Source organism: Actinoallomurus acaciae, from assembly GCF_042429965.1.
Classification (GTDB): domain Bacteria; phylum Actinomycetota; class Actinomycetes; order Streptosporangiales; family Streptosporangiaceae; genus Actinoallomurus; species Actinoallomurus acaciae.
The window spans coordinates 1-25,013 of the sequence record NZ_JBHLZP010000063.1; the positions used below are offsets into that span (position 1 = coordinate 1).

General features: G+C 65.8%; 25 protein-coding genes and 3 pseudogenes. 11 read left to right on the forward strand and 17 right to left on the reverse strand.

The window, feature by feature from the left end; genetic code table 11:
* Window positions 1-1,109 (forward strand): M24 family metallopeptidase (locus ACFFNX_RS11575; RefSeq protein WP_378199262.1); only part of this gene is annotated, 1,109 nt, incomplete at its 5' end.
* Window positions 1,110-1,126: 17 nt separating this feature from the next.
* Here ACFFNX_RS11575 and ACFFNX_RS11580 read toward each other — a convergent pair.
* The gene (locus tag ACFFNX_RS11580) at window positions 1,127-1,723 is read right to left on the reverse strand and encodes a TetR/AcrR family transcriptional regulator (RefSeq protein ID WP_378199265.1); all 597 of its coding nucleotides are present in this window, start codon (window positions 1,721-1,723) and stop codon (window positions 1,127-1,129) included.
* Between the two features lie 170 nt (window positions 1,724-1,893).
* On the opposite strand from ACFFNX_RS11580, the gene ACFFNX_RS11585 reads away from it, so the two are divergent.
* From ACFFNX_RS11585 to ACFFNX_RS11620, 8 genes are all read left to right on the forward strand, one after another.
* The gene (locus ACFFNX_RS11585; protein ID WP_378199268.1) at window positions 1,894-2,430 is read left to right on the forward strand and encodes a hypothetical protein; all 537 of its coding nucleotides are present in this window, start codon (window positions 1,894-1,896) and stop codon (window positions 2,428-2,430) included.
* Window positions 2,427-3,248 carry a DUF2637 domain-containing protein gene (locus ACFFNX_RS11590; protein WP_378199271.1) on the forward strand — a complete coding sequence of 274 codons (822 nt, stop codon included), beginning with the start codon at window positions 2,427-2,429 and terminating at the stop codon, window positions 3,246-3,248. Before ACFFNX_RS11585 ends, ACFFNX_RS11590 begins: the two co-directional genes overlap by 4 nt.
* 414 nt (window positions 3,249-3,662) lie before the next feature.
* Complete coding sequence (locus ACFFNX_RS11595) at window positions 3,663-4,388, forward strand: DUF2637 domain-containing protein (RefSeq protein WP_446678513.1); 726 nt, start codon at window positions 3,663-3,665, stop codon at window positions 4,386-4,388.
* Window positions 4,389-4,645: 257 nt separating this feature from the next.
* Window positions 4,646-5,224 carry a hypothetical protein gene (locus ACFFNX_RS11600; RefSeq protein WP_378199277.1) on the forward strand — a complete coding sequence of 193 codons (579 nt, stop codon included), beginning with the start codon at window positions 4,646-4,648 and terminating at the stop codon, window positions 5,222-5,224.
* A gap of 111 nt (window positions 5,225-5,335) precedes the next feature.
* Complete coding sequence (locus ACFFNX_RS11605; protein WP_378199280.1) at window positions 5,336-5,968, forward strand: hypothetical protein; 633 nt, start codon at window positions 5,336-5,338, stop codon at window positions 5,966-5,968.
* Complete coding sequence (locus ACFFNX_RS11610; protein ID WP_378199282.1) at window positions 5,865-8,411, forward strand: hypothetical protein; 2,547 nt, start codon at window positions 5,865-5,867, stop codon at window positions 8,409-8,411. The genes ACFFNX_RS11605 and ACFFNX_RS11610 overlap by 104 nt, the downstream gene beginning before the upstream one ends.
* 486 nt (window positions 8,412-8,897) lie before the next feature.
* Window positions 8,898-11,003 carry a GNAT family N-acetyltransferase gene (locus ACFFNX_RS11615; protein WP_378199284.1) on the forward strand — a complete coding sequence of 702 codons (2,106 nt, stop codon included), beginning with the start codon at window positions 8,898-8,900 and terminating at the stop codon, window positions 11,001-11,003.
* Window positions 10,954-11,406 carry an ASCH domain-containing protein gene (locus tag ACFFNX_RS11620; protein ID WP_378199287.1) on the forward strand — a complete coding sequence of 151 codons (453 nt, stop codon included), beginning with the start codon at window positions 10,954-10,956 and terminating at the stop codon, window positions 11,404-11,406. The genes ACFFNX_RS11615 and ACFFNX_RS11620 overlap by 50 nt, the downstream gene beginning before the upstream one ends.
* Window positions 11,407-11,610: 204 nt before the next feature.
* On the opposite strand, the gene ACFFNX_RS11625 is transcribed toward ACFFNX_RS11620, so the two are convergent.
* The 5 genes and pseudogenes from ACFFNX_RS11625 to ACFFNX_RS11645 all read right to left on the reverse strand — a co-directional run bounded on the left by ACFFNX_RS11625 (window position 11,611) and on the right by ACFFNX_RS11645 (window position 15,578).
* Window positions 11,611-11,757, reverse strand: coding sequence for a CrcB family protein (locus ACFFNX_RS11625; RefSeq protein ID WP_378199326.1), 147 nt, complete (start codon window positions 11,755-11,757; stop codon window positions 11,611-11,613).
* A 42-nt stretch (window positions 11,758-11,799) separates the two neighbouring features.
* A pseudogene (locus ACFFNX_RS11630) lies at window positions 11,800-12,997 on the reverse strand (IS3 family transposase).
* 568 nt (window positions 12,998-13,565) lie between these two features.
* On the reverse strand, window positions 13,566-13,985 hold the full coding sequence (locus ACFFNX_RS11635) for a VOC family protein (RefSeq protein WP_378199290.1): 420 nt from the start codon (window positions 13,983-13,985) through the stop codon (window positions 13,566-13,568).
* A complete protein-coding gene (locus ACFFNX_RS11640) occupies window positions 13,985-15,136 on the reverse strand; it encodes an alcohol dehydrogenase catalytic domain-containing protein (RefSeq protein ID WP_378199293.1) in 1,152 nt (383 codons plus the stop codon). The genes ACFFNX_RS11635 and ACFFNX_RS11640 overlap by 1 nt, the downstream gene beginning before the upstream one ends.
* Window positions 15,129-15,578: a tautomerase family protein gene (locus ACFFNX_RS11645; RefSeq protein WP_378199296.1), complete on the reverse strand. Its 450-nt coding sequence runs from the start codon at window positions 15,576-15,578 to the stop codon at window positions 15,129-15,131. Before ACFFNX_RS11645 ends, ACFFNX_RS11640 begins: the two co-directional genes overlap by 8 nt.
* Before the next feature lie 78 nt (window positions 15,579-15,656).
* Between ACFFNX_RS11645 and ACFFNX_RS11650 the strand changes: the two genes are divergently transcribed.
* Entirely contained in the window at window positions 15,657-16,229 is a 573-nt protein-coding gene (locus ACFFNX_RS11650; protein WP_378199299.1) for a TetR/AcrR family transcriptional regulator, read from the forward strand.
* A gap of 94 nt (window positions 16,230-16,323) precedes the next feature.
* Here ACFFNX_RS11650 and ACFFNX_RS11655 read toward each other — a convergent pair whose 3' ends face one another.
* The 4 genes and pseudogenes from ACFFNX_RS11655 to ACFFNX_RS11670 all read right to left on the reverse strand — a co-directional run bounded on the left by ACFFNX_RS11655 (window position 16,324) and on the right by ACFFNX_RS11670 (window position 19,561).
* On the reverse strand, window positions 16,324-16,797 hold the full coding sequence (locus ACFFNX_RS11655; protein ID WP_378199329.1) for a hypothetical protein: 474 nt from the start codon (window positions 16,795-16,797) through the stop codon (window positions 16,324-16,326).
* A 491-nt stretch (window positions 16,798-17,288) separates the two neighbouring features.
* Window positions 17,289-18,142 (reverse strand): annotated as a pseudogene (locus ACFFNX_RS11660) (transposase); the annotation flags it as partial.
* A 166-nt stretch (window positions 18,143-18,308) separates the two neighbouring features.
* Window positions 18,309-18,785, reverse strand: coding sequence for a nitroreductase/quinone reductase family protein (locus ACFFNX_RS11665; RefSeq protein WP_378199301.1), 477 nt, complete (start codon window positions 18,783-18,785; stop codon window positions 18,309-18,311).
* Window positions 18,782-19,561, reverse strand: a complete 780-nt coding sequence (locus ACFFNX_RS11670) for an SDR family oxidoreductase (RefSeq protein ID WP_378199304.1) — start codon at window positions 19,559-19,561, stop codon at window positions 18,782-18,784. Before ACFFNX_RS11670 ends, ACFFNX_RS11665 begins: the two co-directional genes overlap by 4 nt.
* 158 nt (window positions 19,562-19,719) lie before the next feature.
* On the opposite strand from ACFFNX_RS11670, the gene ACFFNX_RS11675 reads away from it, so the two are divergent.
* Complete coding sequence (locus ACFFNX_RS11675) at window positions 19,720-20,352, forward strand: TetR/AcrR family transcriptional regulator (protein WP_378199332.1); 633 nt, start codon at window positions 19,720-19,722, stop codon at window positions 20,350-20,352.
* Between the two features lie 262 nt (window positions 20,353-20,614).
* On the opposite strand, the gene ACFFNX_RS11680 is transcribed toward ACFFNX_RS11675, so the two are convergent.
* From ACFFNX_RS11680 to ACFFNX_RS52370, 7 genes and pseudogenes are all read right to left on the reverse strand, one after another.
* On the reverse strand, window positions 20,615-20,806 hold the full coding sequence (locus ACFFNX_RS11680; protein WP_378199307.1) for a hypothetical protein: 192 nt from the start codon (window positions 20,804-20,806) through the stop codon (window positions 20,615-20,617).
* 91 nt (window positions 20,807-20,897) lie between these two features.
* The gene (locus ACFFNX_RS11685) at window positions 20,898-21,344 is read right to left on the reverse strand and encodes a hypothetical protein (protein ID WP_378199310.1); all 447 of its coding nucleotides are present in this window, start codon (window positions 21,342-21,344) and stop codon (window positions 20,898-20,900) included.
* 40 nt (window positions 21,345-21,384) lie between these two features.
* Window positions 21,385-22,173: a hypothetical protein gene (locus ACFFNX_RS11690; protein WP_378199313.1), complete on the reverse strand. Its 789-nt coding sequence runs from the start codon at window positions 22,171-22,173 to the stop codon at window positions 21,385-21,387.
* Window positions 22,173-22,625: a hypothetical protein gene (locus ACFFNX_RS11695; protein WP_378199316.1), complete on the reverse strand. Its 453-nt coding sequence runs from the start codon at window positions 22,623-22,625 to the stop codon at window positions 22,173-22,175. Before ACFFNX_RS11695 ends, ACFFNX_RS11690 begins: the two co-directional genes overlap by 1 nt.
* A 251-nt stretch (window positions 22,626-22,876) precedes the next feature.
* A complete protein-coding gene (locus ACFFNX_RS11700; protein WP_378199319.1) occupies window positions 22,877-23,230 on the reverse strand; it encodes a hypothetical protein in 354 nt (117 codons plus the stop codon).
* Between the two features lie 785 nt (window positions 23,231-24,015).
* Window positions 24,016-24,504, reverse strand: a complete 489-nt coding sequence (locus tag ACFFNX_RS11705) for a hypothetical protein (protein ID WP_378199322.1) — start codon at window positions 24,502-24,504, stop codon at window positions 24,016-24,018.
* Window positions 24,505-24,904: 400 nt separating this feature from the next.
* A pseudogene (locus ACFFNX_RS52370) lies at window positions 24,905-25,013 on the reverse strand (IS982 family transposase); the annotation flags it as partial.

Sequence of the window (25,013 nt, forward strand, 5' to 3'; positions counted from 1 at the left end):
CGGGCGGCGTCGTCCTGATCCTCCGCGACGAGACGCCCCGGCTGCTCGCGCCCGTCCATCTCACCGTCGGCGGACACTACGAGGCGGGCGTGCGCGGAGAGGAGCGCTGGTTGGAGCCCGAGCAGTTCGTCACGCACGCGGGCGACCTGCCCGCGGGCGCCGCGCGGGGCGGCGCCTTCGTCGCGGCGTGCGTGCGCGAACGCGGGCTCGCCACCTCCAGGATCGGCGTCGTCGGCCTGGGCGCGAAGGCGTTCCACCCCGACGGCATCGTGCCCGCGGGCACCTGGCGCCGGCTCACCGAGGCCCTGCCCGGGGCGGACTTCGTCCCTGTGGACGCGGACTTCTTCGCGCTGACGCGCTGCCTGAGCCCGGAGGAGCGCGCGCTGGTGCGCTGGTGCGGCCTCGCCGGTGAGCGCATGTGCGAGGCGATCATCGGGGCGACGGCCCCCGGAGTGCCGGAGACGGTCCCGTACGCGGAGGGCGTCGCGGCCTCGCTGCGCGCCGGCGCGCACAACGGCGGCAGCGTGTTCGTGGTGGCACCCGGCGGGGAGAGCATCGAGTGGGGCCCGCCGAGCTGGACCTACCGGGCGCGGCCGCCCCGCGTACTGGCGGACGGCGATGTCGTCCTCGCCGAGCTGTTCCCGGTGTACGCGTTGCGCGAGACGCAGCAGCAGCTCACGGTCGTCCTCGGCGAGCCGCACCCGGACACGGCGCGCGCCGCCGAGGCCGCGCGGGCCGGGTACGACGCCGCGATCGCCGCCATCCGGCCCGGCGTCACCTTCGCCGAGGTCGCCCACGCGATGTTCGCGCCGATCAGGGACGCGGGCGGCTGGAACCTCACCCCGCTGATCCACAGCCTGAACCCGCTGGACGCCTTCACCGCATGCGGCCTGCCCGCCGGGCAGGCGCCGGGCGTCGAGCGGTACGGGCCGGTCGGCGGCGTGCCCACGGTCGGAGGCGAGCTGGTCCTGGAGCCGGGCATGACGTTCGCGCTAGAACCCAACTGCGTATTCGGGCGCCGGCGGGTCAACCTGGGCGGCACCGTCATCGTGACCGAGGACGGCGTGGAGGAGGTCAACTCCCTTCCCAACCGGCTCCACCGGATCTGATCGGCGACGCCGCCCGCTCATCCGGCCCCGGCGGCGGGCAGGATGACGCGATCGACGACCTCCTCGATGAGCGCCCGGTGCGGTGGCCGGCCGTACATGAGCAGGTGCTGGAGCAGCAGCGCCGGGCCGGTGCGCGCGAGGACCGGTACGGCGGCCTCGGTGCGGATCTGGCCGCGCGCGGCGCCGCGGAGCAGGACGTCGAGGATGGCCTGGACGCGGGGCTCCAGCACCTGTTCGCGTACGAGGTCGGTGAACGCGTTGCCGGTGGCGTCGTGCAGCTCGGCACCCACGGCCTGCACCGCGAGCCGACCGGCCGCGCCGAGGAGGTCGTGCATGCGCTCGAAGCAGATCAGCAGGTCCTCGCGTACGTCACCGGTGTCGGGCGGCGCCTCCAGCGGAGGCAGCGCGCCCGCGACCGCGTCGGCGATCAGGCGGCGCTTGTCCGGCCAGCGGCGGTACAGCGTGGCGCGTGCCGTGCCCGCCCGCTGCGCGACCCGGTCGAGGGTCAGCCCGGCATACCCTACGCTCAGCAGCTCCTCCAGGACCGCCCGGTGGACGACCTGGTCGGGCACCCGGCCCCGACGGGTCGCCCCGGCCCGCGGTCGGTGTTCCATGCGCTCCCCCCGCGTGCGGCGCCCCGGCGGCGTACGCCGGGCCGGAAGCAAAGAGAATAGCGGGCCGGTCAGGAGTGGTGCGCCTGCCAGAAGCCCCCAGCCCTGCCAGCCAGACGTACGGCCGGTGGGCACTGGAACTCTTGACCGTACCTGCGACGGCGGGACACGTCGTGGCGCCCGCCGTCATCGACGCGTTACTGGCCATCTACCAGAATGTCGGCCTGTTCGAAAAGGCCGTCGCCGCGATGACCGGACGCCGAGCCGAACGACAACAACCGCTCGACGCCCTCGCCGACCTCCGCAGGTACGAGAACGCATCCCGGAAGCGGTCCAGCACGGCGTACCTGCCGTCCGCAAGGCGCTCCTCCAGATCCCTGATCCACGAAGTCCGCGTAACCGGACGCCACCACATCCAGCCGGTGTTCCGCCTCCCCAGCGCCTACATCGACGTAGGCACCGAGAAGCTCCGGGAACTGTCGGGATTGGCGCACCCAGCCCGACACAATAAGAACCTTTCGCCCTTAATCGAGGGGCCTGTCATTCAGGTTGCCCCGGTCCATGCCAAGATCCGCAGGGACGGGTACCGCAGCCAGAAAACCCCAGGTGAGGGCGCTGGATCAGCGGGCGTAGCCGCATCATCCATACCGGCTGGCCCTGATCAGTCCGAGGGAACCGGCGTTGACGGTGTCGGGAGTGGTGAGCGGTGACGCGCTCGGGTGATCTGGCGATCCGGTGGGCGACGACCCTCAGCGTGGTGGTGCTGGCGGGGATCGCCGCGGTGCTGTCGTACAAGCACATGCGCACGCTGGTCCTGGAGTACGGAGAGACCTCCTGGACCGCGGCCCTACTGCCGGTCTCTGTCGACGGGATGATCGTTGCCTCGTCCATGACCCTGCTGGCCGACTCCCGCAACGGCCAGCGTAGTGGCCTCCTTCCCTGGACGTTGTTGGTGATCGGGAGCACGGCGAGCCTGGCCGCCAACGTCGCGGTGGCCGAACCCTCGCTCGTGGGCCGGCTGATCGCCGCGTGGCCGTCGGCTGCCTTGATCGGCTCATATGAGCTCTTGATGCGCCAGGTCAGGCATGCTGCCGCCCGGAAGACGCCGCTCGCGCAACCGGTGCCTGATGCGGGCCCCGCGGCGAACGAGGTCGGGTCATACGTGCCTCATACGAGGCTGACCAGCGACGAGGCTCCCTCAAACGATGCTCATACGGCACCTGCCGATCTGATCAGAGCCTCATACGACGCTCAGACGGACAGCACCGAAGGGCTAGAACCAGACACAGACGATGTCGTCCATCCGCGTGATCCGGGTAAAGCGGACCGAGACCGTTCACGACCGCGACGTCCGGCATCTGAGCTGCAACACAGTGCGTGGCGATGGGCGATCGCCAACCGTACGCCGACTGGAGAACTTCCCTCCGGTAAAGCGATTGCCGAACGGTTCGGGCGTCGGGAACGCTGGGGCCGTCTTGTCAAACAAGCTGGAGCAACCGGCAGCCTCGAGCAAGCATTTATGCAATAGGGTCGTCGGCCTCTATCTCGCCTGAAGTCCCAACAGGGATGCATAGGGCGCGGAAGGTGCAGAGCCCGCAGAACAAGGGAATGTCGCATCCCGGCTTTCTGATCGTCGAAGAGAGCGTCGCCCTACCTGGCCCTGCTCATAAGCGAGGTTCGCGCTGAGCGGTTCGATCCGAGCGTCGGCCTGTCTTCGGCGAGATGGGTGCAATACGGCGGGGGGTGATGAACCTTCTGCCTATATTGTCCTTCCTCTCGGAGATGTCCAGCTTAATGTTGCTGCGCTGGTCGACGACAGTGTCGAGGGCTGATCGGTATGGCGACGGAAGGAAAAGGCGGCGCCGAGCGGGCGATCCGTTGGGCGACGACCGTGAGTGTGATCGTGCTGGCGGTAATCGTGGCGATTATCTCGTACAAGCACATGTATTTGCTCGTTAGGCGATACGGCGAGACGTCGTGGACCGCTGCCCTACTGCCGATCTCCGTTGATGGAATGATCGCTGCCTCATCGATGTCCCTGCTCCTGGACTCCCGCCACGGCAGGCGCAGCGGCTTGCTCCCATGGACTCTGCTCATTATTGGCAGCACTGCCAGCCTGGCTGCCAACGTCGCCGTCGCCGAGCCCTCGGCAGTCGGTCGGCTGATCGCCGGATGGCCAAGCTGCGCTCTCATCGGCTCTTATGAGCTACTTATGAGGCAGATCAGACATACCAGTACGCGGGAAACTACGGTCGAGAGCATTGGCTCATACGTGCCTCATACGAGGTCCGAGGCGGCTCATATGGACTCTGAGGAATCTCATACGCTTCCTGGTCCGACAACGGCGTCGTCATATGAAGCTCCTACGAGTCCAGCGGATTCTCCCAATGGCTCAGGGAAGTCTCAGACGGAGGGTAGCGCCGACGACATAGGTTTCTCAGACGGAGTCCAGCGCGGCACATCCGATGGAACTCGCGTAGGACGTTCGCGGTCCCGAGGAGGCGTCCGGAGCGGCTCGGGGATTCAGCGGCAGGCGTGGCAGTGGGCGGTGGCTAATCGCACTCCTGACGGAGACCTTCCGGCGGGGAAGGCAATAGCGAGTGAGTTCGGGCGCAGTGAGCGTTGGGGGCGATTGGTCAAGCAGGCCGGTCTCGCTGGCGGACTCTGACTGAGAAGCCGCTGCGCAGGTCCGAACCGCCTGGGGAAGCCACACAGATGGGAACGGGCATGACCTGCATGTTTGTGATGGCCAACTGGCTGGCGATGCATCCGCTCATGCCGATGAGTGGACGTCGTAAGAGTCCCTATTTCATGACGGCCGGCTACCCGGCCGTGATAAACCGTGATCTTCGGGCATGGCATTAGAATTTAACGGTGACGACTGGCTGTGTGACCCAAGAGATCTAGCTGAGGCAGATGATGCGTATGGACCGTGAACGACTTCAGAACGAGACCCGTTGCGATCAAGGTTTTCATATGCGCCTGTCTGACTTCACCGCCATCGCCGACGCATGTCGTGAATCGGGGGAGGGGTTCGCTGCCTTCCAGAGAGCCGACCGTGTGCTCGGCCTCCATTGGCCGGCTGAAGTCGTGGAGCAGTGGTTGTACGACCACTCCGACAAGGGTCCGTTTCTCCGGGATTACGGAGATGTTGATCTGTTGCAGATCCGCTGGGACCTCGAAGCGCTGCGAGCCGTAGATATCGCGGCGATGCCAACGGGCCCGTCGGACCATGAAGTCATCGACGAGGTTGCAGCGAACCCTGAGCATTGGATCAGCGTGCGAAGCTCGGGCGCCCACATCGGCGTTGCTCAGATGTGGGAGCTCCACGGCACCTGGAAGCGCTGGCCGGTCCTGATCGACCGCAGCTTGCTCGCGCCGCCAGATGCTGGCCTCCAGGTCGTCGAGGGGTGGACACGTGTCGGAATCCTCAAGGGCCGTCTCAACCAGGACGCGTTCGTTGCGGAGCGACACTTGGCATGGGTCGGTCGCCCTGGCGCCTGACGGCCATGCGTTTTCGTCATCCCAGACATCGGCACACTCGTGGACAGTGCGCCGGATCCTGTCGGTGGTTTCAGGCAAACTGATAGCCCATGTCACGAGAGGTCCTCATCGTTGGAATCGCCCACCCAGCTTGCGACGCAGATTCGGTTCCATCTTGAGACTCTGGGCGAGTCGAATGCGCATCATCCGTTCGAGCATCTGTGCCTGGGCCTGACTCGCCGCAGGATCGCCAGCAACGTGATGCCAGCCACGGGGCCTGTCGCTGCTGGCGGCGACGACGGCCGAGACGGCGAGAGCTATTGGAGCATCATCGCTTCCGAGCTGCCGGACAGCTCTCTGTCCACCGCACTCGTGACGGATGAAGACGTAGTGATCGCGGTGACGACACAACGCGATGACATCCCGTCAAAGGTCCGCGCCGACCTGGCCAAAATCTGCACGGACAGCGCACCGGTCGACAGGGTCATCTACTTCACGGTCGCTCCTGTGAACGTCTCCAAGCGCCACGAGCTCCAGAAGCTCGCGAGAGACACGTACTCGGTTGCGCTCGATATTTGGGATGCGCAAGCGATCGCCGATGAGCTCGCCTCGCACGACCTCTTCTATTTGGCCGTCGACTACCTCCACCTCCCGTCGTCTCTTGCTCCTGAGCGACCGCAGACAGAAGCCACACTGCCGGACTGGTATCTCCAGGACCGAGCACACTGGCGAGGCCCAGAGCAAGCTCGCCGGCACGGTCGGTGAACTAGTCGACCTGCGGGAAGGCCTCCGGTTCTCCGCGCTCAACATCGAGGCTCGTGCCGACCTCCCGGATTGGCTCGTCGCTGCACGTCGCTTGCGTGAGGCTGCAAGCGGCGACCCTGCGCTTCTGAGCCGGATCGAGTACGAGCTCGTCATTTCCACAGCCTTCGGGATGAGCACGCTCCTACCGGTTGATCCGGTACTTCGCGACCTGTTCGGCCGGCAACAGACCGAAGACCCCGACCCCGGCGTCGTCGTGGACTCCATCACTCTCCTGAGGCTCATCGAATCAATGCAGCCCCGCAGTCTGACCCAGATAGACCCTGAGGAGTCAGGCGCATGGCTCGACAACCTTGAGCAAACAGTCGATCGGATGCTGGCCAGCACGGACGGGCCGAACGCGCGAGCGCAGCTGCTGTGTGCCGCCGCCATCCTCTCCCACGGCCCCACGAGTCTCACGACCGAGGAGATGCGTGACGTGGACCCTCGCACCGTGCCGGACGTAGCCGAGATCCATCGGTCCCTCAGCCGGGCAAAGCAGAACGGGCTCCCATTGCCGTCGGCGCCCACCGACGGCGGGGCCCGCAACCTCGACAAGGGCATGAACTATCTGGCCGAACTGGTAGACCTCCTGCCGTCCACGCCACTCGTCCCGATCGACGAGGTCACGATGATCTTCGACATGACCGCGCCGCTTCTGGTCGACCACCACGACTACCCGGACGTCCGGCAGGCACTGGACCAAGCGACCGTCGAGCGCGCCGGCCTCGCGGCAGCCGGAGACCGGGCACAATCCCGTGCCCTCGCTCTCCTCCAAGCCAAACGACCGATCGACGCCCTGCGAGAGATTCACGCGGCGAAGATGGACTGGCTGCACGGCGAATCCACCGAGGGCGCTGCCCTCATGATGCTCCTGGCCGCCCGCGTCTACTACGACCTGCGTCTCCCACTCGCCGCCAAGCAGTACGCCATGAGCGCCGCCAGCATCGCTCGAGCAAACGGTGACCCCGAGCTCGCGGTCCTGACGGCACGCGGATTCATCGTCGCCGCGACCTGCGAGCACCTCGCCGGGCAGTGGCTGACCGCTACCCAGACCTTCAGGATCGGAATCTGGGCGCAAGGAGCGCTGGCTGGCGACCCCTGGAGTTTCGAGCGCTACCCGTACTTCCACGACATGCTCATCGACCAGTGCTTCATTCTCCGCACCGCGAGGGAACTCCGTCCCGCCTTCCTCCACCTCATCGAGCCGGTCATCGAGTCAACACAGCTGAATCTCATGACGGATCCGATCCTTGAGAGCGCCGACTCCATGGAGCCTGCAGACGAGGCAAAGACCGCAAAGATGGCCGATAACAGGGGACTGGGGCGACCGTTCTCGGATGCAGGCCCCACCCGCCGGTACACCTGGAGCGCCTTGGGCAACGTCTGGACCGTGGAGACTCGGAACGATCGACAACACGTCCTGGCCGCCGAGCGGTTCGTCGCAGCAACCCAGATCGCGCTGGCTGACCTCGCCGGTGAGGACCTGCTCCTCGTCCCCGGAGCTATCACCATCGAGGTCGATGTGGCCCTGGATCAGGTACCGAGAAGCGAGGTGTTCGTCGAGCAAGCTGACCGCGGCGGCACGGCCCATCTAGTCACACTTACCCGCAGTGGAGTCCTCGACGTCGACGCAGGTCAGCTTGAGGTCACGACGGCAGCAATGCAGGCAATCGCGACACAGTCGCTTCTGAGCCGGGCCGGCTTCGTCGCAGTGATGGAGCGAACCTTCGAGCGCGGATTGCCCCACATGCTGGCCTGCGTCCGCCCGTACGACGAGCTCGTCGACGTCCACAAGGAAGCGTTCTTCGATGACCTGCGCAGGCTCGACGGCACATACCTCGCCCCGGAAGTCACATGCAAACCCGAGCCGATACCGGATCTCGCAGAGCAGTCGTTCGAGCAGCCTGCGGCAAGCTACGACCGCGCCGAGGCCCTTCGGATGATCACGTCAAGGTACGAGACCCTGCGGGCGCCGGTCAGACTGACGCTCGAAAGGCTTGCATCGAGCGAAACCTTTATGGCTACGGTTGGCGAACTACGCCGTGGAGGGTGGAAGGACTGGCACCTGCTCACCTCCGTGGCGAACATCGTTGTCAACAGGCGAGCGGTCGCACGCGGCATTAACATGACGACTAGCATCAGCAGCGCGGACGTGCAGCGGTTCCGGGCGCTCATGTTCGCCGAGGAGCAGTCGAGCGACCCTGTTACGCCGGACGAGGCATTCACGGTCGACCAGATGTGGTTTTACCTCGCGAATGCCGGGGTTGCTACTGCACAGGCATGGGGGTTGGAGGTCCGGCTCAGCCCGGTTGTTCCCGAAGCATTCTTGAGTGTGCTCGGCAATCGCTTCAACTACTGGTCCGACGATGTTGCGCATGACCCACTGTTCCCCACGACAACTTAAGACGGGACTCCCTACCGGTTGTTCGGCGATCAGTGGGTTAAGCACCATGCGTCATTCTGGACGTGGTCCGAGTTTGATGCCCTCATGGACGTCAAGCCGCTGATGCAACCGCAGCGCGCGGTGAGGTGATGAGGTGGTAGATCTCGCGTCAGCCCGTTCTCGCTCGAGCATGTCGCCGTCGACTAGGAACTGTTCGAGGTATACCCCGGAAGAACCACCCCGCCAGTCGGCGTGGCTACTGCCGCGCGTCGGTGCATCGAAGGGCATGTGAGTCCGCCGAGCCGTTACGGTTGGGGGCCAACGCCTGGTGTCCGGCAGCCCGTTCACAAGACGCACGGCAGCTTCTGGCAGCGGCACGGGCCGGACAACACCAGCAGGAGCGTATAACCCCTACTACAGTACAAAAAGAATAGATAAGATTTCCGTAAATGGGGGAAAGCTGACAGTAGGGGGATTTGATGATATAGCTCCTTCTGGAGGGAACATATGGAGGAGCTTGAGTTCGAACTGATCGGCGCATCAGACCCTCGGGTGCTTGAGGCCATCGCGCTGGGCGACAAAGCGCGCAAGACCGTTGGGCTTCTCCCCCGCGCGGCCTACGCGGACGCCGCCCGCAATAAGCGTCTGCTGGTCGCTTCGGTAGACGCCGAGGTCATCGGCTACGCGCTGTACGGCCTTCCGCGTAACGAGGTCACCCTGACCCACCTGGTCGTGAACGCATCGCACCGCAGGCAAGGCATCGCACGTGCACTTGTCGAGGAGATCAGCAAGCTCTACCACACGCGCTCAGGAATCAGAGCGAACTGCCGTAAGGATTACAAGCTCGCCGACATGTGGACGAGCCTGGGCTTCCATCCACGACTGGAGATCAAGGGCCGAGGCGCCGACAGGGCGACCATAGTGGTCTGGTACCGCAACAATCCCGGGCACGTTGATCTTCTTACTCCTGATGCCTCCCCGCTGCTGCGGGCGGCGATCGACCTCAACATTCTCCGCGACCTGCACGACCGGCCAGGGCGCAAAGGGGCCTGGGAAAGCCTCAGCCTGGTCGAGGACCATCTCGCTGACAAGCTGCAACTCATCGCTACGCCGCAGCTCTACCACGAGGTGACCGGGATCGAGGATGATCAAGCCCGGAACCGGTACCTTGCGGCGATGGCCCACGGCTACATCAAAGCCCACGGCGACCGGCGGCGGGCAGCCGAGCTCACCCGCGAGTGGATCGAGCTCGCGAGGACGAGGCAGTCCTCATACCCCGTCACAGCGCAGGACCATGAGGATGCCAAGCACCTCGGTGACGCGGCGGCATGTGGTGCGGAGGTGTTCGTCACCCGTGACGAACACCTGCTCCAGCTAGCGAACGGCACGGCCCAGGCCGCTCTGGGAATCAGCGTGCTACGACCGGCAGATGTGGTGCTGCGGATCGACGAGCTCACCCGGCCAGACTCCTACCGGCCCTCGGACCTACACGGAACCGGCTACAGCCGTCACGAGGTCTCCGCGCAGAGCGAGGACGAACTCACCACCTTCCAGAACGTCGCCGAACGCGAGACGAAGAAGGCGTTCTTGAATGCCTTGCTCACGGCCGCGACCGTGCCCGGCCACTGGAACCGCACCCTCATCCGTGACCCGGAGGGCAGACCCGTCCTGCTGTGCGTATCGGGCATCGCCAACGAACGTCTGGAGGTCCCGCTCCTGCGCGTGGACGCCCGGCACCCGATCAGCGGCACCATCGTCCAACACACGCTGTCCGATCTTCGGCACCAGTGCCGGCGACACCAGACGAAGATCCTGGCGATCACCGATCCCCACCTGGCCGCGGCGGTACGCCGGACCGCCCTGACCGACGGATTCACCGAGACCGACAGTGCGCTGATCGCGTTGGTAATCGATCGGGTAGGCCCGGCTTCCCAGGTACAGGCCGCCGCCGAGGAGGCGGCACGGCGAGCCGGATTCCGGCTGAGCTTCGCACTGCGAGCCGAGATGGGTATCTTCGCGGCGGCGGAGGTCGAACGGACTCTGTGGCCCGCCAAGGTCACCGACGCGCAACTACCCGTCTACATCCTGCCGATCCAGCCGCGCTGGTCGACGGTACTCTTCGACGTCCCGCCAACACTGCCCCTGTTCCGCACCGAGGACTGGGGCCTGGGCCGCGAACACGTCTACTACCGCAGCCCCAACGGGCCCAAACTGTCGGCCCCGGCCCGGCTGCTCTGGTACAAAAGCCAGGGAACAGGCACATTGAAGGGCCCGCCATCCATCATCGGTTGTTCCCTGCTCGAAGAAGTCGTCGTCGATACACCCGTCGCACTTCACACCCGCTTCGGCAGGCTCGGCGTTTGGACACAGCAGGACATTTTCTCCGCCGCCAAGCACGGCAAGGCCCAAGCCCTCAGATTTACACACACAGAAATCTTCGACACACCGCCGTCTGGAGACGAAATACGGAAGATCTTTACGAAAGGGGGCCTCTCCGGTACGATCCAAGGGCCGCGTAGGATCAGTGCGGAACTGTTCAAGACGATCTACTGCGGAGATGTCCATGGGAACAGAGCGACCCAGGCAGGCCATCCTGCTGTCGCTGAAGCCTAGGTTCGCTCAAGCCATCCTTCGCGGCATCAAAACCGTAGAACTCAGGCGTCAACGAGTCGCCCTCGCGCCCGGCGCCGCCGTCCTTATTTATGCCAGTTCTCCGGTAATGGCCATTATCGGTACCGCGAGAGTTCGCAATGTCGAGCGTGATGATCCACAGAAAATCTGGACCCGGCACGCGGCAAGTGTCGCACTCACCCGAGCGGAATACGACGCCTATCTTCGTGGTGCCGACTCCGTTTCCGCGATCACCCTCGAGGACCCTGCATTTCTCGACGAGCCGGTCACCTTGCAGCAACTGCGCGGCGAGCAGCCCTTCCACCCGCCTCAAAGCTACTGCTTCGTCTCGCCGTCCTCACCGGGCACCCTCGGAGCGCTGAGCTCCAAACTCGCCCCCGCCTGACACCGCTGAAAGCTGGTCCCGGTCCGGCTCACCGGCGACAACTTGCTTCCTGAGGCGATTTGACGCCACCGCTGCGGAACCTTGCCGCTGGCCTCGATCCTGCGTCTGGCAGGTGCTCAAAGTCCGGTGATGGTCAAGCCCTTCTATGACGGTCACCGACCTGCGTGACATGAGAATTTCTGCTCGGAGTGCTCGCGCAGATAGTCACAGCGCTGCGCCGATGGCGTAGCCGATGGTGGCGGCCAGTATTCCGAGGACGAGGCTGGCGAGGGCGTTGAGGCCGGCTTCGAGGAGGGAGTCGTCTTCCAAGAGGCGGGTGGTCTCGAAGCCGAAGGTACTGAACGTGGTCAGTGATGCGCCCCGTGTTTTCCGGACAGCTAATTAACGGCTAATTCACGCTGCGAGCTGCCGGTTCAGGTACTCGCTGTAGACCTGCTGTGGGGTCCGGTGCTGGAGTCCTGAGTGGCGACGTCGAGAATTGTAGCGCAGTTCGATGTACCGAGCAATATCGCGATACGCATGTGCTCGCATGGGGTACTGGGTGCGGTGGACCGTTCGTTCTTGAGCGCGGCGAAAAAGGATTCGGCCATTGCGTTGTCGTAGCAGATTCCTGTTCGTCCGACCGATTGTCTGAGCTTGTGCCTCTTCAGCGTTTCGGCGAACCTGGCGGAGGTGTAGTTGCTGCCGCGGTCCGAGTGGAATATCCCTTGATCGGCGAGGTTGTGGTTTCGGGCAGCCATTTCGATGGCCTGCTCAATGAGAGGTGTCTTATAGTTGTCGTCCATCGCCCACCCGATCACGGATTTGGTGTGGCAGTCGATGACGGTCGCCAGATAAACCCACCCCTCCCAGGTTTCGATATAGGTGACGTCGCCGACCATCTTCTGCCCGGGGGCGTCGGCGGTGAAGTCACGCTGGACGAGATCAGGGATGTGATGGGTCTGCCCGTCGCTTTCGGTCAGACTGAACCGCCACGGCCTGGGCTGGCAGGGCTCCAGGCCCAGCTCGCGCATCAAGGAGCGGACGAGCTCGGGCCCGCACGGGACACCCCAGTCGACCAGGTCCGCGTGGACTCGCCGGTACCCGTAGGTCCCGTCGGATTCGTCGAAGGACTGGTTGATGAAGAACTTGAGCTCTTCGCGTCGCTCGGCCGTTGCGGACAGCGGCCGGCCACGCCATTCATAGAATCCGGAGCGGGACACTTCCAGGAGTGCGCACATCTTGACGATGGACAGCGCGGATTCGGTGTTCGTAGCGATGTTGGCAGCACACTCCACGTCGATGAACTCGAACTTGTCGCTCACCGATGATCCTTGGCAAAGTATGCTGCGGCTTTTTTCAGGAACTCGTTCTCCATGCGAAGTTCCCGCGCCTCACGCTCAAGTTCACGAAGCCTCGCACGCTCACTGACGGTCAACGCCGGCTCGTCGTCGGCATGGTCGCGACGGTAGGCGTTGACCCAATTGCCAAGGGTCGCCTCATGGATACCGAGTTCTTTGGCGACCTGGGCGATCGGACGAGAAGTCTCGACCACCATCTTCACGGCCTCTTCTTTGAACTCGAGAGAGAACTTCCTGCGGTGTTGTGGCAAACTGTCTTCCTTCCCGGATTACCCAATCTTAGTTGGGTAGCTGTCCGGAGGGTTCGGGGCGCCTCAGCCGGACCAACCGTCAGATGTTGCATCAGGTGGCGGTACTTCGCTGGCTACGTCCTGGACAGACCGGTCAACGTCTCGCATGCGTCCGCATCGATCGAGGGGACGCTATGCCGGGTCCGGCGTGGGGCTGGCCGGTCACGCCAGCCGCTCGTTCTTTCGCCGCCGTGACAAGGCAGGCCCACGTGGTCGGGTCGAGCTTCCGCTGCCCGAACTTGGGGTCTTGGAGTTCCGGACGTCGACCCTGGCGCCGCTGCCTTGGCCGCCGGTGAGCAGGGCCCACCTCGACGCAGTTGGCCGTGGGCTCGCTGCGGGTGGACATGCGCCAGCGGATAAGGTCGTGTCCGGCCAGGTGTTTCGTCATAGGGGACCCGGGGCTACCGACGAATGTCCCTGACGAGCGGCGATGTGGCCCTGTGCACCAAGAATGTTCCACGCTGACAAAGATCATCTTCCAGCCGCGACCTTACGCGGTGGGCACCGAGTCTTCAGCGTTGTCTTGCGGTCACCCCTCGGACAGGCCTGCGGGGCTGATGCTGAAGTAGTCCCGGAGTTCGGGGGGAACGGCGGTGGGGTCGGGTTGGAAGATCTCGACCAGAAGCCGGTCGGGCCCTTGGGCCATGGCGTAGGCCGCGGCGGGTTCGTGGCGGATGTCGGTGACGGACACGCCGAGGGCACGCAGGCGCTGCACGACGGCCTGAAGTTCGTCGGTCTGGACGCCGATGTGGTGAACGGTGCCCTGACCGACGGTCTTGGGCGGCTGGTCGTACAGGTGGATACGGCCTGTTCCGATACGCAGGAAGATGTTACGGGCGCCCGCGAACTCGACGTCGTGGACGACCTGGGCGCCGAAACCATCGCACCAGAAGGCGATCGTGGCATCGATGTCGGTGGCCATGAGGTGGGCGTGATGCAAGCTGATCATCAGTTGGTCCCGCTGTCGAGGGTGAGTGGATCGCGCCGCAGCACGACCTTGGTGGTCCGGGCGGCGTAGGCGCGCGGGGCGTCGTTCCAGTCGGCCGTGAGCGTGGTGACCCGCTCGGCGGGGAAACCGGTGCGCTGGACGAAGTCCAGCAGGGCGGGGAGCACCGCGCGGACGTGGGAGACGCCCACGCGCAGGGTCGCGTCGGTCGCGTACATGCGCATCAGCGGCACGCGCGTCCCGGCTGCCAGGTAGTAGCCGACCGCGGTGCATACGCCGCCCGGGGCCAGCGCGTGTACGGCCTGCCGGAGTCCGGCGGCACGTGAGGTGGCCTCGACGACAACGTCGTATCGGCGCCGTGTCGCGGCGGTGCGCCGGCTGCTGCTCAGGCGTGGCGCGGTGAGCGGCCGGGTTCGCGCGCCGAAGGATTCGGCGACGCTTCTGCGCCGGGGGTTGTCGTCGAGGTAGTCGACGACGCTCGCGCCGTGGGCGGCGGCGAGCCCTGCGGCGTACAGCCCGATGCTCTTGGCGCCGCCGCCCAGGATCAGAACCGAGCCGCCCTCCCGGTCCGCCAGGGGCGGTACGACGGCGCGCCAGGCGTCGGCGAGGTTGTCACCGGCCGCCGCGACGCGCGGAGCGGGGACCCCGTCGGGTACCGGGACGAGCATGTGGTCGGCGAACGGGACACGGACCTGGTCGGCGATCACGCCGCCCCAGGGCCCGCTGGCCGGGCCGAACCCGAACGCGGCCAGCGTGCGATCCGTCGTGGTGGCGCACTTGGACGTCAGGCCCCGCCGGCACCGCGAGCACACGCCGCAGGAGATGGCCCAGGGCAGGACCACCGTCTGCCCGACCCCCACGTTCCGTACCTCGGCTCCGACCGCGGTGACCTGGGCGACGCATTCGTGGCCGATCGCGAAGGGCCCCTTGAACGGGACCGATCCGCAGATGCACGCCACGACCGGGTCGACGATTCCGAGTGCGATTCCCGCCTGCAACGCGCGGGAGACCGGCCGGTGGATCGGCAGTGTGTCACCGTCGCAGCGGCCGGCTACGAACGGGCGCACGATCGCGTCCCCACCGTCTTGGAGCGACAGCGGGTCACGCTCGTGCCATGCCAGCCGGCCGCTGCGCTCGAACCGCAGCTCACGCACCGGCGGCCTGCCCCTGACCGGCTGCGAGCGCGACCAGGTCGGCGTAGCGGATGATCGATCCGCCCGCACCCCAGGTGCCTTCGGGCTGCTCATGGATCAGTACCCAGATCCGCAGAGCGTCGGACTCGTCCAGCCCGACGGCCCCCAGAACCGCTTCGGTGGCATCGGTGACGAGTCCGGCCTTACGGCGCTCGGACAGCGCCCCGGCCGGGACGGTCACATCGACGCGAAACCGTGGCTGGGCGTCCTCGGCGGTCGTCTGCGCGCCCTCGGGCAACTCGTGAAGGTAGCTCCATGCCTGCGCCCGGAAGAAGGCCGTATCGGGAGCGCCTTCCCAGCGCAGCAGCACCCGCGCCAGCTCGCGCTGCACACGCGCGCGGCCTTCGGATGTGAGCGCCCCGACGGGAGCGGTGAGCTGGATCATCGGCATGCCGGCCTCCATGCGAGGAGTTATAACAGGCGTTATAAACAGGGCATCACCGTAAGATATAACGGTCGTCATATCAATGGGGGTGTGTCCATGCCGCCGCAACGGGAGCGGATCATCGCCGGAGCCGCCGATCTGATCCGGCGACGCGGCCTGGCGGGCAGCACGGTGCGGGATCTGGCCTCCCACTCCGGTGCCCCCCTGGGATCGACCTACCACTACTTCCCGCGGGGAAAGCAGCAGTTGGCCGCCGAGGCCGTCCGATTCGCCGGTGACCTGGTCGCCTCCCTGCTGCGCCAGGGACTGGACGCCGGCCCGGTCGCCGGACTACGCGTCTTCTTGAACCTGTGGCGGCAGACGGTGCTCGACAGTGATTTTCGGGCCGGCTGCCCGGTCCTGGCCGTCTCGGTGGAGGAACCGCCCGCCGACGCCGACCCCGAGGCCTTGGACGCCGCCGCCGAGGTCTACACCGCATGGGAAACCCTGCTGGCCTCCCGCCTGCGCGACCACGGCGTCACCGCCGACGGGGCGGCACACCTGGCCACGTTGATCGTCGCCTCGGTCGAGGGCACGGTGGCGATGTGCCGCGCCAAACGCGACATCGCCCCTCTCGACCGCGTCACCGTCCAGCTCGAACGCCTCATCGAGACAGCCATCGACGCCTGAACCACGCGACCACCTCGCGAAAAGGCCCGGCCCGCGAGCTGCCGGCTCATCATCCCTGCCCAGGTAGCGGGATTCCGCCCACCACGTGCTCCCGCTAAATCGGACCTGCTGATATCAGCCACTGCCAGTAGTCGCGGTTTCGCTCGCGAGGCGTGAGCCAGCCGGGGAGCTTGGCCGCGTGTGCGCGGGCGGTTTTGGTGGCCGAGCCCTCCATCTGCACCAAAACGGCGGGCAGGAGGATCTTGAGGTTCTCGATGGTGGAGGCGGGCCCGACGATCCGGACCCGGCGGATCCGGTTGCTGGAGTCGTTGTTGAGGAAGGCGGTCTCACAGCCCATGCCCTGGGCGACGGTGCCAAGGGCCCAGGCTCGCTCGCGGCCGTGGCCGCCGCGTCCGGTGACCGGATGGTCGTACAGCACGATCTGTTCTGCAGGGCGGTCGTGGTCGTGGTTGAGATCGGCTTCGGCGATCTCGTACTTCAGCGTCAGCGCGCCGGCGCGGGCGAAGGCGGCTTCTCGTTCTGCCTCTGGGGTGTCGGGATGATGCGCCAGGGCCAAGAGGTGGCGGATCCTCTCCTCCTGCCGGTGCTGGTCGCTGCCGGTGCTGGTCGGCTTCGTTCATGGCAGTAACTCGGTTCAGGAGCGGGCGATAAGGGCTCGACGGCGTCGGGCGGGTCGTGGGTGGCCGGGTTCGACATGGCGTCGTCGCCCGGCGGGGCAGTACTGAGGGGCGTGCCGGGGTCAGGTGCTGGAGCGGGGCTGTAGGTGGGTGTTGAGTGCCACGTACACCTCGAGGAGTTCATCCAGTGCAGCCCGCGCCCGGCCGTATGCGTCGAAGTTGGGATCGTGCGCGGGGGCGACGCCAGCGGTGTGATCGAGTTCGGTGGCGTGTTGCTGGAGACGGCTGGCGAGGCGGCCCATCATCGGCCAGTCGACCGAGTCCGGTGGATCTGAGCCGGCTGGCCGCTGGACCGGCGGGGCGACGGTGAACTCGACGATGCGGTAGCTGACCTTCCCTGGCAGAACAGCGACACCGGTCCGGGTGGCTTCGGCGACGAAAGCTTGTCGGTGAGCAGGCCGGCCCCGGTATGCAGCGTCCGGCGCGCGGAGTAGAGCGGGTCGCCCTTGTGGCCGCGGTGTTCGTGGATGGCCTGCTGGACCCGGCGCCGGCACCGATCGAGCGCGTCGCCGGCCAGCCGGACCACGTGGAAGGGATCCATGACCGCGACCGTGTCGGGGAGCTCCTCGGTGGTGGCGGTCTTGAAGCCGCTGAACCCGTCCATCGCGACGACCTCCACGCCGTCGCGCCAGGCGTCTGTGCGTGCGGCGAGCCAGGTCTTGAACACCTGCTTGGAGCGGCCCTCGACCATGTCGAGCAGCCGTGCCGGGCCGGTGCCGTCGCGGATCGTCGTGAGGTCGATGATGACCGTGACGTACTTGTCGCCGTGCCGGGTGTGCCTCCAGACGTGCTCATCTACACCGATGACCAACACGTCGTCGAACCGTGCCGGGTCATCGATCAGGACCCGCTTGCCCTCGGCGAGGACGGCGTCGTTGGCGGTGTTCCACGCGACCCCGAGCCCTTCGGTGATCCGGGCGACGGTGAGGTGTCCTGGCGCCACGCATGGCCGCACCCACCGCATCGGTACCGGCGGATCGTGACCAGCAGTGTCGTGGGCCGCCAGCCGAGCGGCTCGTGGGCCAGGCGCCGGGTCACGGTGTCCCGCGGGGTCCCTTCACAGCCGCAGCGGTGACACCAACGGTCGGGCTTTACGACCCGGCACGCGAGGACTGCGCGCTCGGGCTCGAGGCGCTGGCCGGTGACGACGAGCCCAAGCTCGTCGAGGCGGCAGAAGGTTGTCAGATCGGAGTGGGCGAACGCATCTATGCGCTCACCGACGGTGGCGTCGGGCACGTGGCGGTTCTTTCAGGATGAGCGTGTAGGAGCCTTTCCCTCTAGGACCTCGACATCTATCCCGGGGCCGCCGCGCCACAGCTACACCCTCATCTGGCGAAGAGCTGGCTCTAGCCACGACTACACCCCAGTCCCTGGGAGTAGGTCATCTGTCGAGGGGCCGCGATCACGACCGATGGCGGAAGCTGATGCGCATCAGCCGACTGTCGGCCCAGTCTTCGAGCCGAGTCGGTCGGATGGTGCCGGGGTCGTGGGGCTGATTGAGATCCGCCACGATCTCCGCCAGCACGGCCTGACGTTCAGCTGGGTTGGTGACAGGCGTGGCCCGTGCAGGCAGATCTGCGCGGATCCCATTCTTGAGGTGGAAGGTGAAGTTGGGATTGGCGAGAAGGTTCGCATGCCAGTCGGTCGCGGCACCGCCGGCGCCGCTACACAGGTAGGTGATGCCCGCAGCTCGGTAGAAGAAGATCTCGATCCGGCGTGCTCGGCCGGTGCGGCGCCCGAGTGTCGTGATGTCGATGATCCGTTCGCTGGTGCCTGCGGCGGGTGTGATCTCGATGGCTCGCCGGATGTAATCGGGCAGGTGCGACAAAGACGCGTCCCGTACGGAGTCGTTCCATCCGGTCGTGTTTGGAGTGCTCATGCGGTTTCGGTCTGAAGGGCGGGCCCGAGGAGGAGTCCACCGTCGATGACGTACTCCGACCCCGTGATGAACGACGCGTCTGATGAGGTGAGGAACAGGAGAAGCCGGGTGACGTCGGTCGGCTCTCCAAGTCGGGGGATGGCGAACGGCTCGGGTGAGTAGAAGTCGGCGATTGCCGCGGTGGCGCCGGCTGCTGGTTCGTGGATGAAGGAGGTCGCGATCACGCCGGGGTGGATGGTGTTCACGCGGATGTGGTCGCGGCCGAGCTCGAGTGCTGCCGTTTGGGTGAGGCCTCGCACGGCCCACTTGCTGGCGACGTACGGCGCGTAGTGAGCCGTGCCGCCCAGGCCCATGGTCGAGGCGACGTTGACGATGGCTCCTCCTGCTACGCGGCGCAGAGCGGGGGCGGCGACCTTGATGCCGAGGAAGGTCCCGGTGAGATTGATGTCGAGGATGCGTGACCACGTGGCCTGCTCCGTGTGCTCGATTGTTGCCGGCGGATTCTGCACGCCCGCGTTGTTGACGAGCACGTTCAGGGCGCCGTAGGCGCTCTCGGCGGCTAGCACAGCGGCGGACCACGAGCTCTCGTCGGTAACGTCGAGGCGGGCGAAGCGAGCGCGGGTCCCGAGCTCGTCGGCGAGAGCGGCGCCGCGTTCCGTGTCGATGTCGCCGATCACCACATTCGCTCCCTCCGCGTGAAAGGCGCGCACGTGGCTCGAGCCCTGGCCGCCGCTCCCACCGGTCACGAGCACGGTCTGGTTGTCGAAGCGGGGCATCAAATGTTCCTTCGGTACGTGGGTGAATGACCGGGATCGCCAGTGATGAACGGCGGCCAGTGGTGAGTCGGGTGACTCACCATCCCCTCGACACTAGGTCGGCGGCAGTGGCGAGTCAAGCCACTCACCTCGTATATGCTCGGCCCGTGAGCAGGGGCGTGACGACGTATCACCAGCGCGTCGCCCAGGAGAAGCGCGCGCTGATCGTGACGGCCGCGACCGCGCTGTTTCTCGAGTTGGGCTACGACCGGACGTCGCTGGCGCGGATCGCAGAGTGCTCGGGCGTTTCGCGGGCCACCTTGTTCAAGCAGTTTCCGAGCAAAGCTGCCCTGTTCGATGCCATCGTGACCGAGTCCTGGTCGACCGCTGAGGAGGAGGATCCTCCGCCGGCGGGCAACGTCGTTGACGGGCTCAGCATCATCGGTCGCCGTTACGCCGAGCTGCTGGGCCGCGCCCAGATGACCGACCTGTTCAGGATCGTCATCGCTGAGCTGCCGCGGTTCCCCGAACTGGCCCATGCGCAGTTCTCACACGGGAAGATGCCCTACTTCGAGTTCGTACGCAGCTACCTCCTGGCTGAGCACGAGGCGGGAACGGTGCGGGTCGAGGACGTGGACCTCGCAGCCACCCAGTTCCTGGGCATGATCTCCAACTACGTCTTCTGGCCGACACTCCTAGTGCCAGGCTGGGAGGTAAGCGCCGAACGCGTCGCTCAGGTAGTCGACGAGGCCGTCCGCACCATCGCCGCCCGGTACGCCGCGACTGGACCAGGGCCGTCCACCAACGACTGAGTCCCGCCGCCACCGAAGGAGCTGATGCCTACGCAATCGAGGCCGTCGGCACCAACGGCGTTCGCGGGGCATCCCGGGGCGGACATCGAAGGAGGGAGTCTCGATGTGTTGATCCACCTCGATCAGCCTGGCATCAGCACGGCCCGACAAGAGGTCTCAGCCGCGGGCCCAAACGTGCAAGGCTGCGCTCTCGGGGTGGAAACTCCCAACGACAGCAAGAGGGGTGGCCCAAGACCCACAAGCCGGGCCCGCAGCTACACCCTCATCTGTGAAGAGCCACGAAAGCCTGCACCGAGGACTTCTCCGCCTCGTCGAGCGGAGGCGACAGGCTCCTCGCCATTTCCTCGGCGAAGGTAGCGCGTTGCCGGGCGGCATCGCCGAAATCCTCCCACTGCCGCGGATCGCGGACCGTGTTGTCACCCTCGTGATAACGACAGGTGATCGTGTAAGGCATCAAAAACTCGCTTTCCGAAGACGTGGTCGTATGCAATGAAGCCCAGAAGCGCGATGTCAGCGGCGCATCGGGCGCCGCGCAGAAGAGGTCCCTACGCCTCGAAAGCGAGGTGAACGAAGACCTCGTAGGCGATTCGCTGATTAGGGAAGAACCGGGTGCGGAGGACCGTCTCCTCCACGCTGGGTTGAGCCGGTTCACGGATGATGAACCATCGGCCTGCGCTGCCCGCGAGCCGGTAGCGGTATTGCCTGGTCTCGGCGGTATCGAGAGTGCGGATGGGCCGACCGCTCGGCGCGGCGCGGGGAATATCCGGCCACCAGGACAAGGCATCGGGCTCCCAGCGTGGAACAAGCCACCAGATCCGGTGGAACTCCTCAGCTTGGTAGGTGTCCTGGGTTTCGTCGTCGCTGCGGACCGTCACTAATGTGCTGGCCCAATCGGGCCCACGCTGGTCGATGCCAGTGATCGTTCCCCGGTTGCCGGCATCATCGGCGCACCGATGGCCTTGCCTGCGGTGAACCCGATCACGCGGTTTCATTGGCTCCTCCGAAGGGATGTCGGCCCGACGGCCTCAACGGTCAGGAGTGCAGTTGCCAGACGCCGGGCTGGGGAGCCTCCGCCGGGTAGGAGGGGCGATGCCGACCGGCGGGGCACGGCGCGGAAGCGGTCTGAGAAGGGGGCGTGTTGGCGTCGATTAAGGCACCGCAACCGGGGTTGAGGCAGATCCGGGGATCGGGATGGAAGTCGAGCCCGTAGACGTAGCCGCTGGAGGAAGTGATCAGCAGGGACATCGGTCCACGACGGGTAATCCTCGTCCCGGCGCCGAAGGCCATCGAAAACACGGTGCAGATGCCGCGCTGCAAGGTAAGGACCGCACGCAGGTGCTGTAGAGATCCGTTTCCGAAGAACGCGCCAATCTTGTCGCAGTGGGCTGAGGCCGCGGCAATCACGTCGGTGGCCTCACGCAAGACAGTCAGTACGTGCTCGCGTGGCCGGTGGTCGATCGTCGGGCGCAGCGCGACGGTGACGGTGGGATCGTCGTAGCCATCCGGCATCAGGTTCGCCAGCGCGAGCGCGATCTCAGCGCGGGCGCCAAAGGCATCGGCGCGGTCCTGGCAGGCGCTGATGATCGCGTTCCGCTGGATGACGGGGATCGCGTATTCGGCAGGATCGAGCGTGCGGTCGAGGCCGTAGTTGGCCAGGGCATCCCCGACGGCCATCAAAAGCGCGCCGAAGACATGCTGAACGACAGCGGCGAGGATCTCCTTGGTGCTCCTGGCGGCCTCCACCGCGTCGAGGGTCGCCGTAAGCTCGCTGTGCTTCAGCGCTCGCCTCACTCGATATGCGCGGGGTTCTGGCACGATCATCACCTCGCTCCGGCGTGGTGAACGCCGGTCGGCGGGTGCGCCCGGTGGGAAGCCTCGATGAACGCGAGCTCGGCGGCGGCTTCTGCGGCACTGCTGTAGGCACGGCTGGCGGCCCATGCGTCCTCATGCCGGCGATCCAGCCAGAAGATCCGCCACTCGGCACCGTCATCGCGCAGTTCGAAGGCGCCCCACGGCCGGGTGAGCCGACGAACGGGCCTGCCCCGGTGACGGTCGATGTTCTGTGGTGGCGGCAGGCGCCAGATCGTGGGCCAACCCAGCGTCCCCAGCACGAATACCTGCGTGATCTGGCCGTCAGCGCCGTAATGTGGGGCGCGGTACTCGATCGCCCGGCCCCGCAGCCGGTCTCCGGCGTGGTCGAGGTAGGCGAGGTGTTCCTGGGCGAACGGTCCCGTCGATACGGCTGTGGCGGTCGTGCGGAGCAAGGTGTTCATCAGCCGTCCAAATCACCTGGCGGGTTGGCGTCAGCGCCGGGCAATCGCGCACTACCTCGGGCAGCAGCCGATCGGTGAGCTGTCTGATTTCGAACTCGGACGGGGTTCTCATCGCTTGTCACCTCCTTCGGTGAAGAAACGGTGCTGAGGATCTGCAAGCAGTTCCCCCAGCACGGATGTCGAGGAGGGAACGGCCCCGGGGGGAGTCGCTTCCTCCAACACCGGCTGCCGGGCGTTGCCCAGCCCGGCGCTCACGCGTCGTCGAGGAGATCGGAGTAATCGCTTCCGCTGTCGAAGGCTTCGATGAAGTCACTCACCGCCTGCGGCCGCTCGACACACACCAAATCCTTACGGTCCGCGCGGCAGATCCGGACCCAGATCGCCTCCCATCCGACCCACACGCCCACGCGGGACGCGGACGGAACCCGTTCCTTCGCCTTCGCCCGGGCATAGAGTGCGGTCGGGCATTGGACTCCATTGCGACGCTTGCCAGTGATCCCCGCTGCGCGCAGGGTGGCCGCGACCTCATCTGCGGTGTGGCCTAGGCTGTTCAGCACGCCGGTGAGCCATTCCTTATTGACCGGGTTGATGATCAATTCGCTCAATTTTTCTGTTCATGTCGGCATGGGTGGTCTGTAGACCGTGGGCTCGCTAAAGACCCGCTCGGCTGGATCCGCAGCGAGCCGCCCGTTCAGACGGCCTTGGCGACCGGTTCGCTGCGGACGTAGTTGAGCGCCTGTGTGGTGATGTGGCCCAGTTCCTCCACGCCACCGGTGATGGCCCGCGCGGGGTGTTGCGCTCGACGCGTCCGGTGCCACCTGCGGTCTGCTCGTGGTGGGTGTGGGTGTTGATGGCCTGCAAGACGGCCCCAGGCGGTGTTTCCGTCACGGAGAGACCCGGTTGTCGTGGCTCCACAGCCGCGTCACGATCTCGCGCTTGTTCTCGGGCCAAGGCGGCCCAGCCGGACTTCTCAAGCAGGGGCGCGCCGGCGTCTTGAAATGCCTCTATTCGGCACCGCTTAGCGTGGTCTGGCACAACGTGGCGGCCTCGCCGGTGAAGTCATCGGCGACCTGGATTGGCCACCCCGGCTGCGGGCTGGAAGCCCTCCGCTCCGACCTGGACCGCTCCGCCTTCCTCCTCGGCGGCGACGCCCCCTCTGACCCGTCTGGTGCCGTCCGCGGATACTGGCCATGACAAGCCCAGCCAAGGTCATGCAACAGATCGAGATGAACGGTTACGCGGTAGTCCCGGAACTTCTCAGCCAGCAGGTCCTGATTACGGCCCGAGTTCAGCGCCTCACAAGCTTCGCTGAAGCGATGGTCGGAGCACCATAAGTGTTTGATCTCGATTTGCTGGCTGGCCTCAACGACATAACGACAACCAGCTCACATCAAGACGCGTCGTCATCCATCAGGCTGCGCAAGAGCGTGTTACCGGGCATGAGGTCACCAGAGAACACTGGCACGGTGAATACTTCGGGCTCGCCGAAGACGGGCTCACCGCTGGGCCGGCGCGTGTAGGGGACGCGGCCGTAGTCCACACCGTCTGCCTGGTCGAAGCCCATCCAGGTGATGGCCTCCTGCTCTCCTGGCCGCAGCGGGTGTGGCGAGACGGCTCGTACCTCCACGTCGCGTTCGTTGATCACCCACACCTGCGGTACGGAGAAGACCCACCGGATCGCTGCGATCTTGCGGGCGTGAATCGCGGCCCGTCGCTCAAACGCCTCCGCAGCCTTCCGATCGCGCAGGTAGTCGTACTCGGTGAGGACGAGCTTGCGCTGTCCTTCGACAATGAGGATCGCCAGGTACTCATCAGCCTGGATACGTTCCTCCTGCCGCCTCACGACATCGAAGAGCAGCGCCACAAGGTCATCATTCATCCAGCACCACCCTCCCGCACACTCCTCATCGCCCATGTCACAAGGAGATCTCCGATGGGGCCAGACTGGCGGCCGGGTGACCTTGATCGGTAGGCGGTCGCGGGACCTTACCATCCCAGCGTCCCGCATCGTCCACGCCCAGACGCGAGTGCCCGATCGAAGCCAACGCGGCTCCGATCGGAAGAGGCATACCAGGCCACTACTCGAAGACGTATCATAGTAATGATCGCTCTCCGCATCTGGTCTACTCAACCTAAGTAGGGAGTCTGATCACCCGGGGGTCGGTTCCCTGTAAAGGGGATCGACCCTCTCTCATTTGGTCCAGTCAGTTTGTGCCCGCCCGCGGCCCGTACGAGAACATTGCCTAGATCGTTGATGGGAATTGTGTGTGGGCTGGTGGTTAGTGGTCGTAGGCGGTGAGTGATCGTTTGATGGGTGCGTCGATGAGCCAGTTGTGCCAGATGGCGGTGTTGAGGGCGAGGATGCGCTGGCTGAGGCGTGCCCATAGC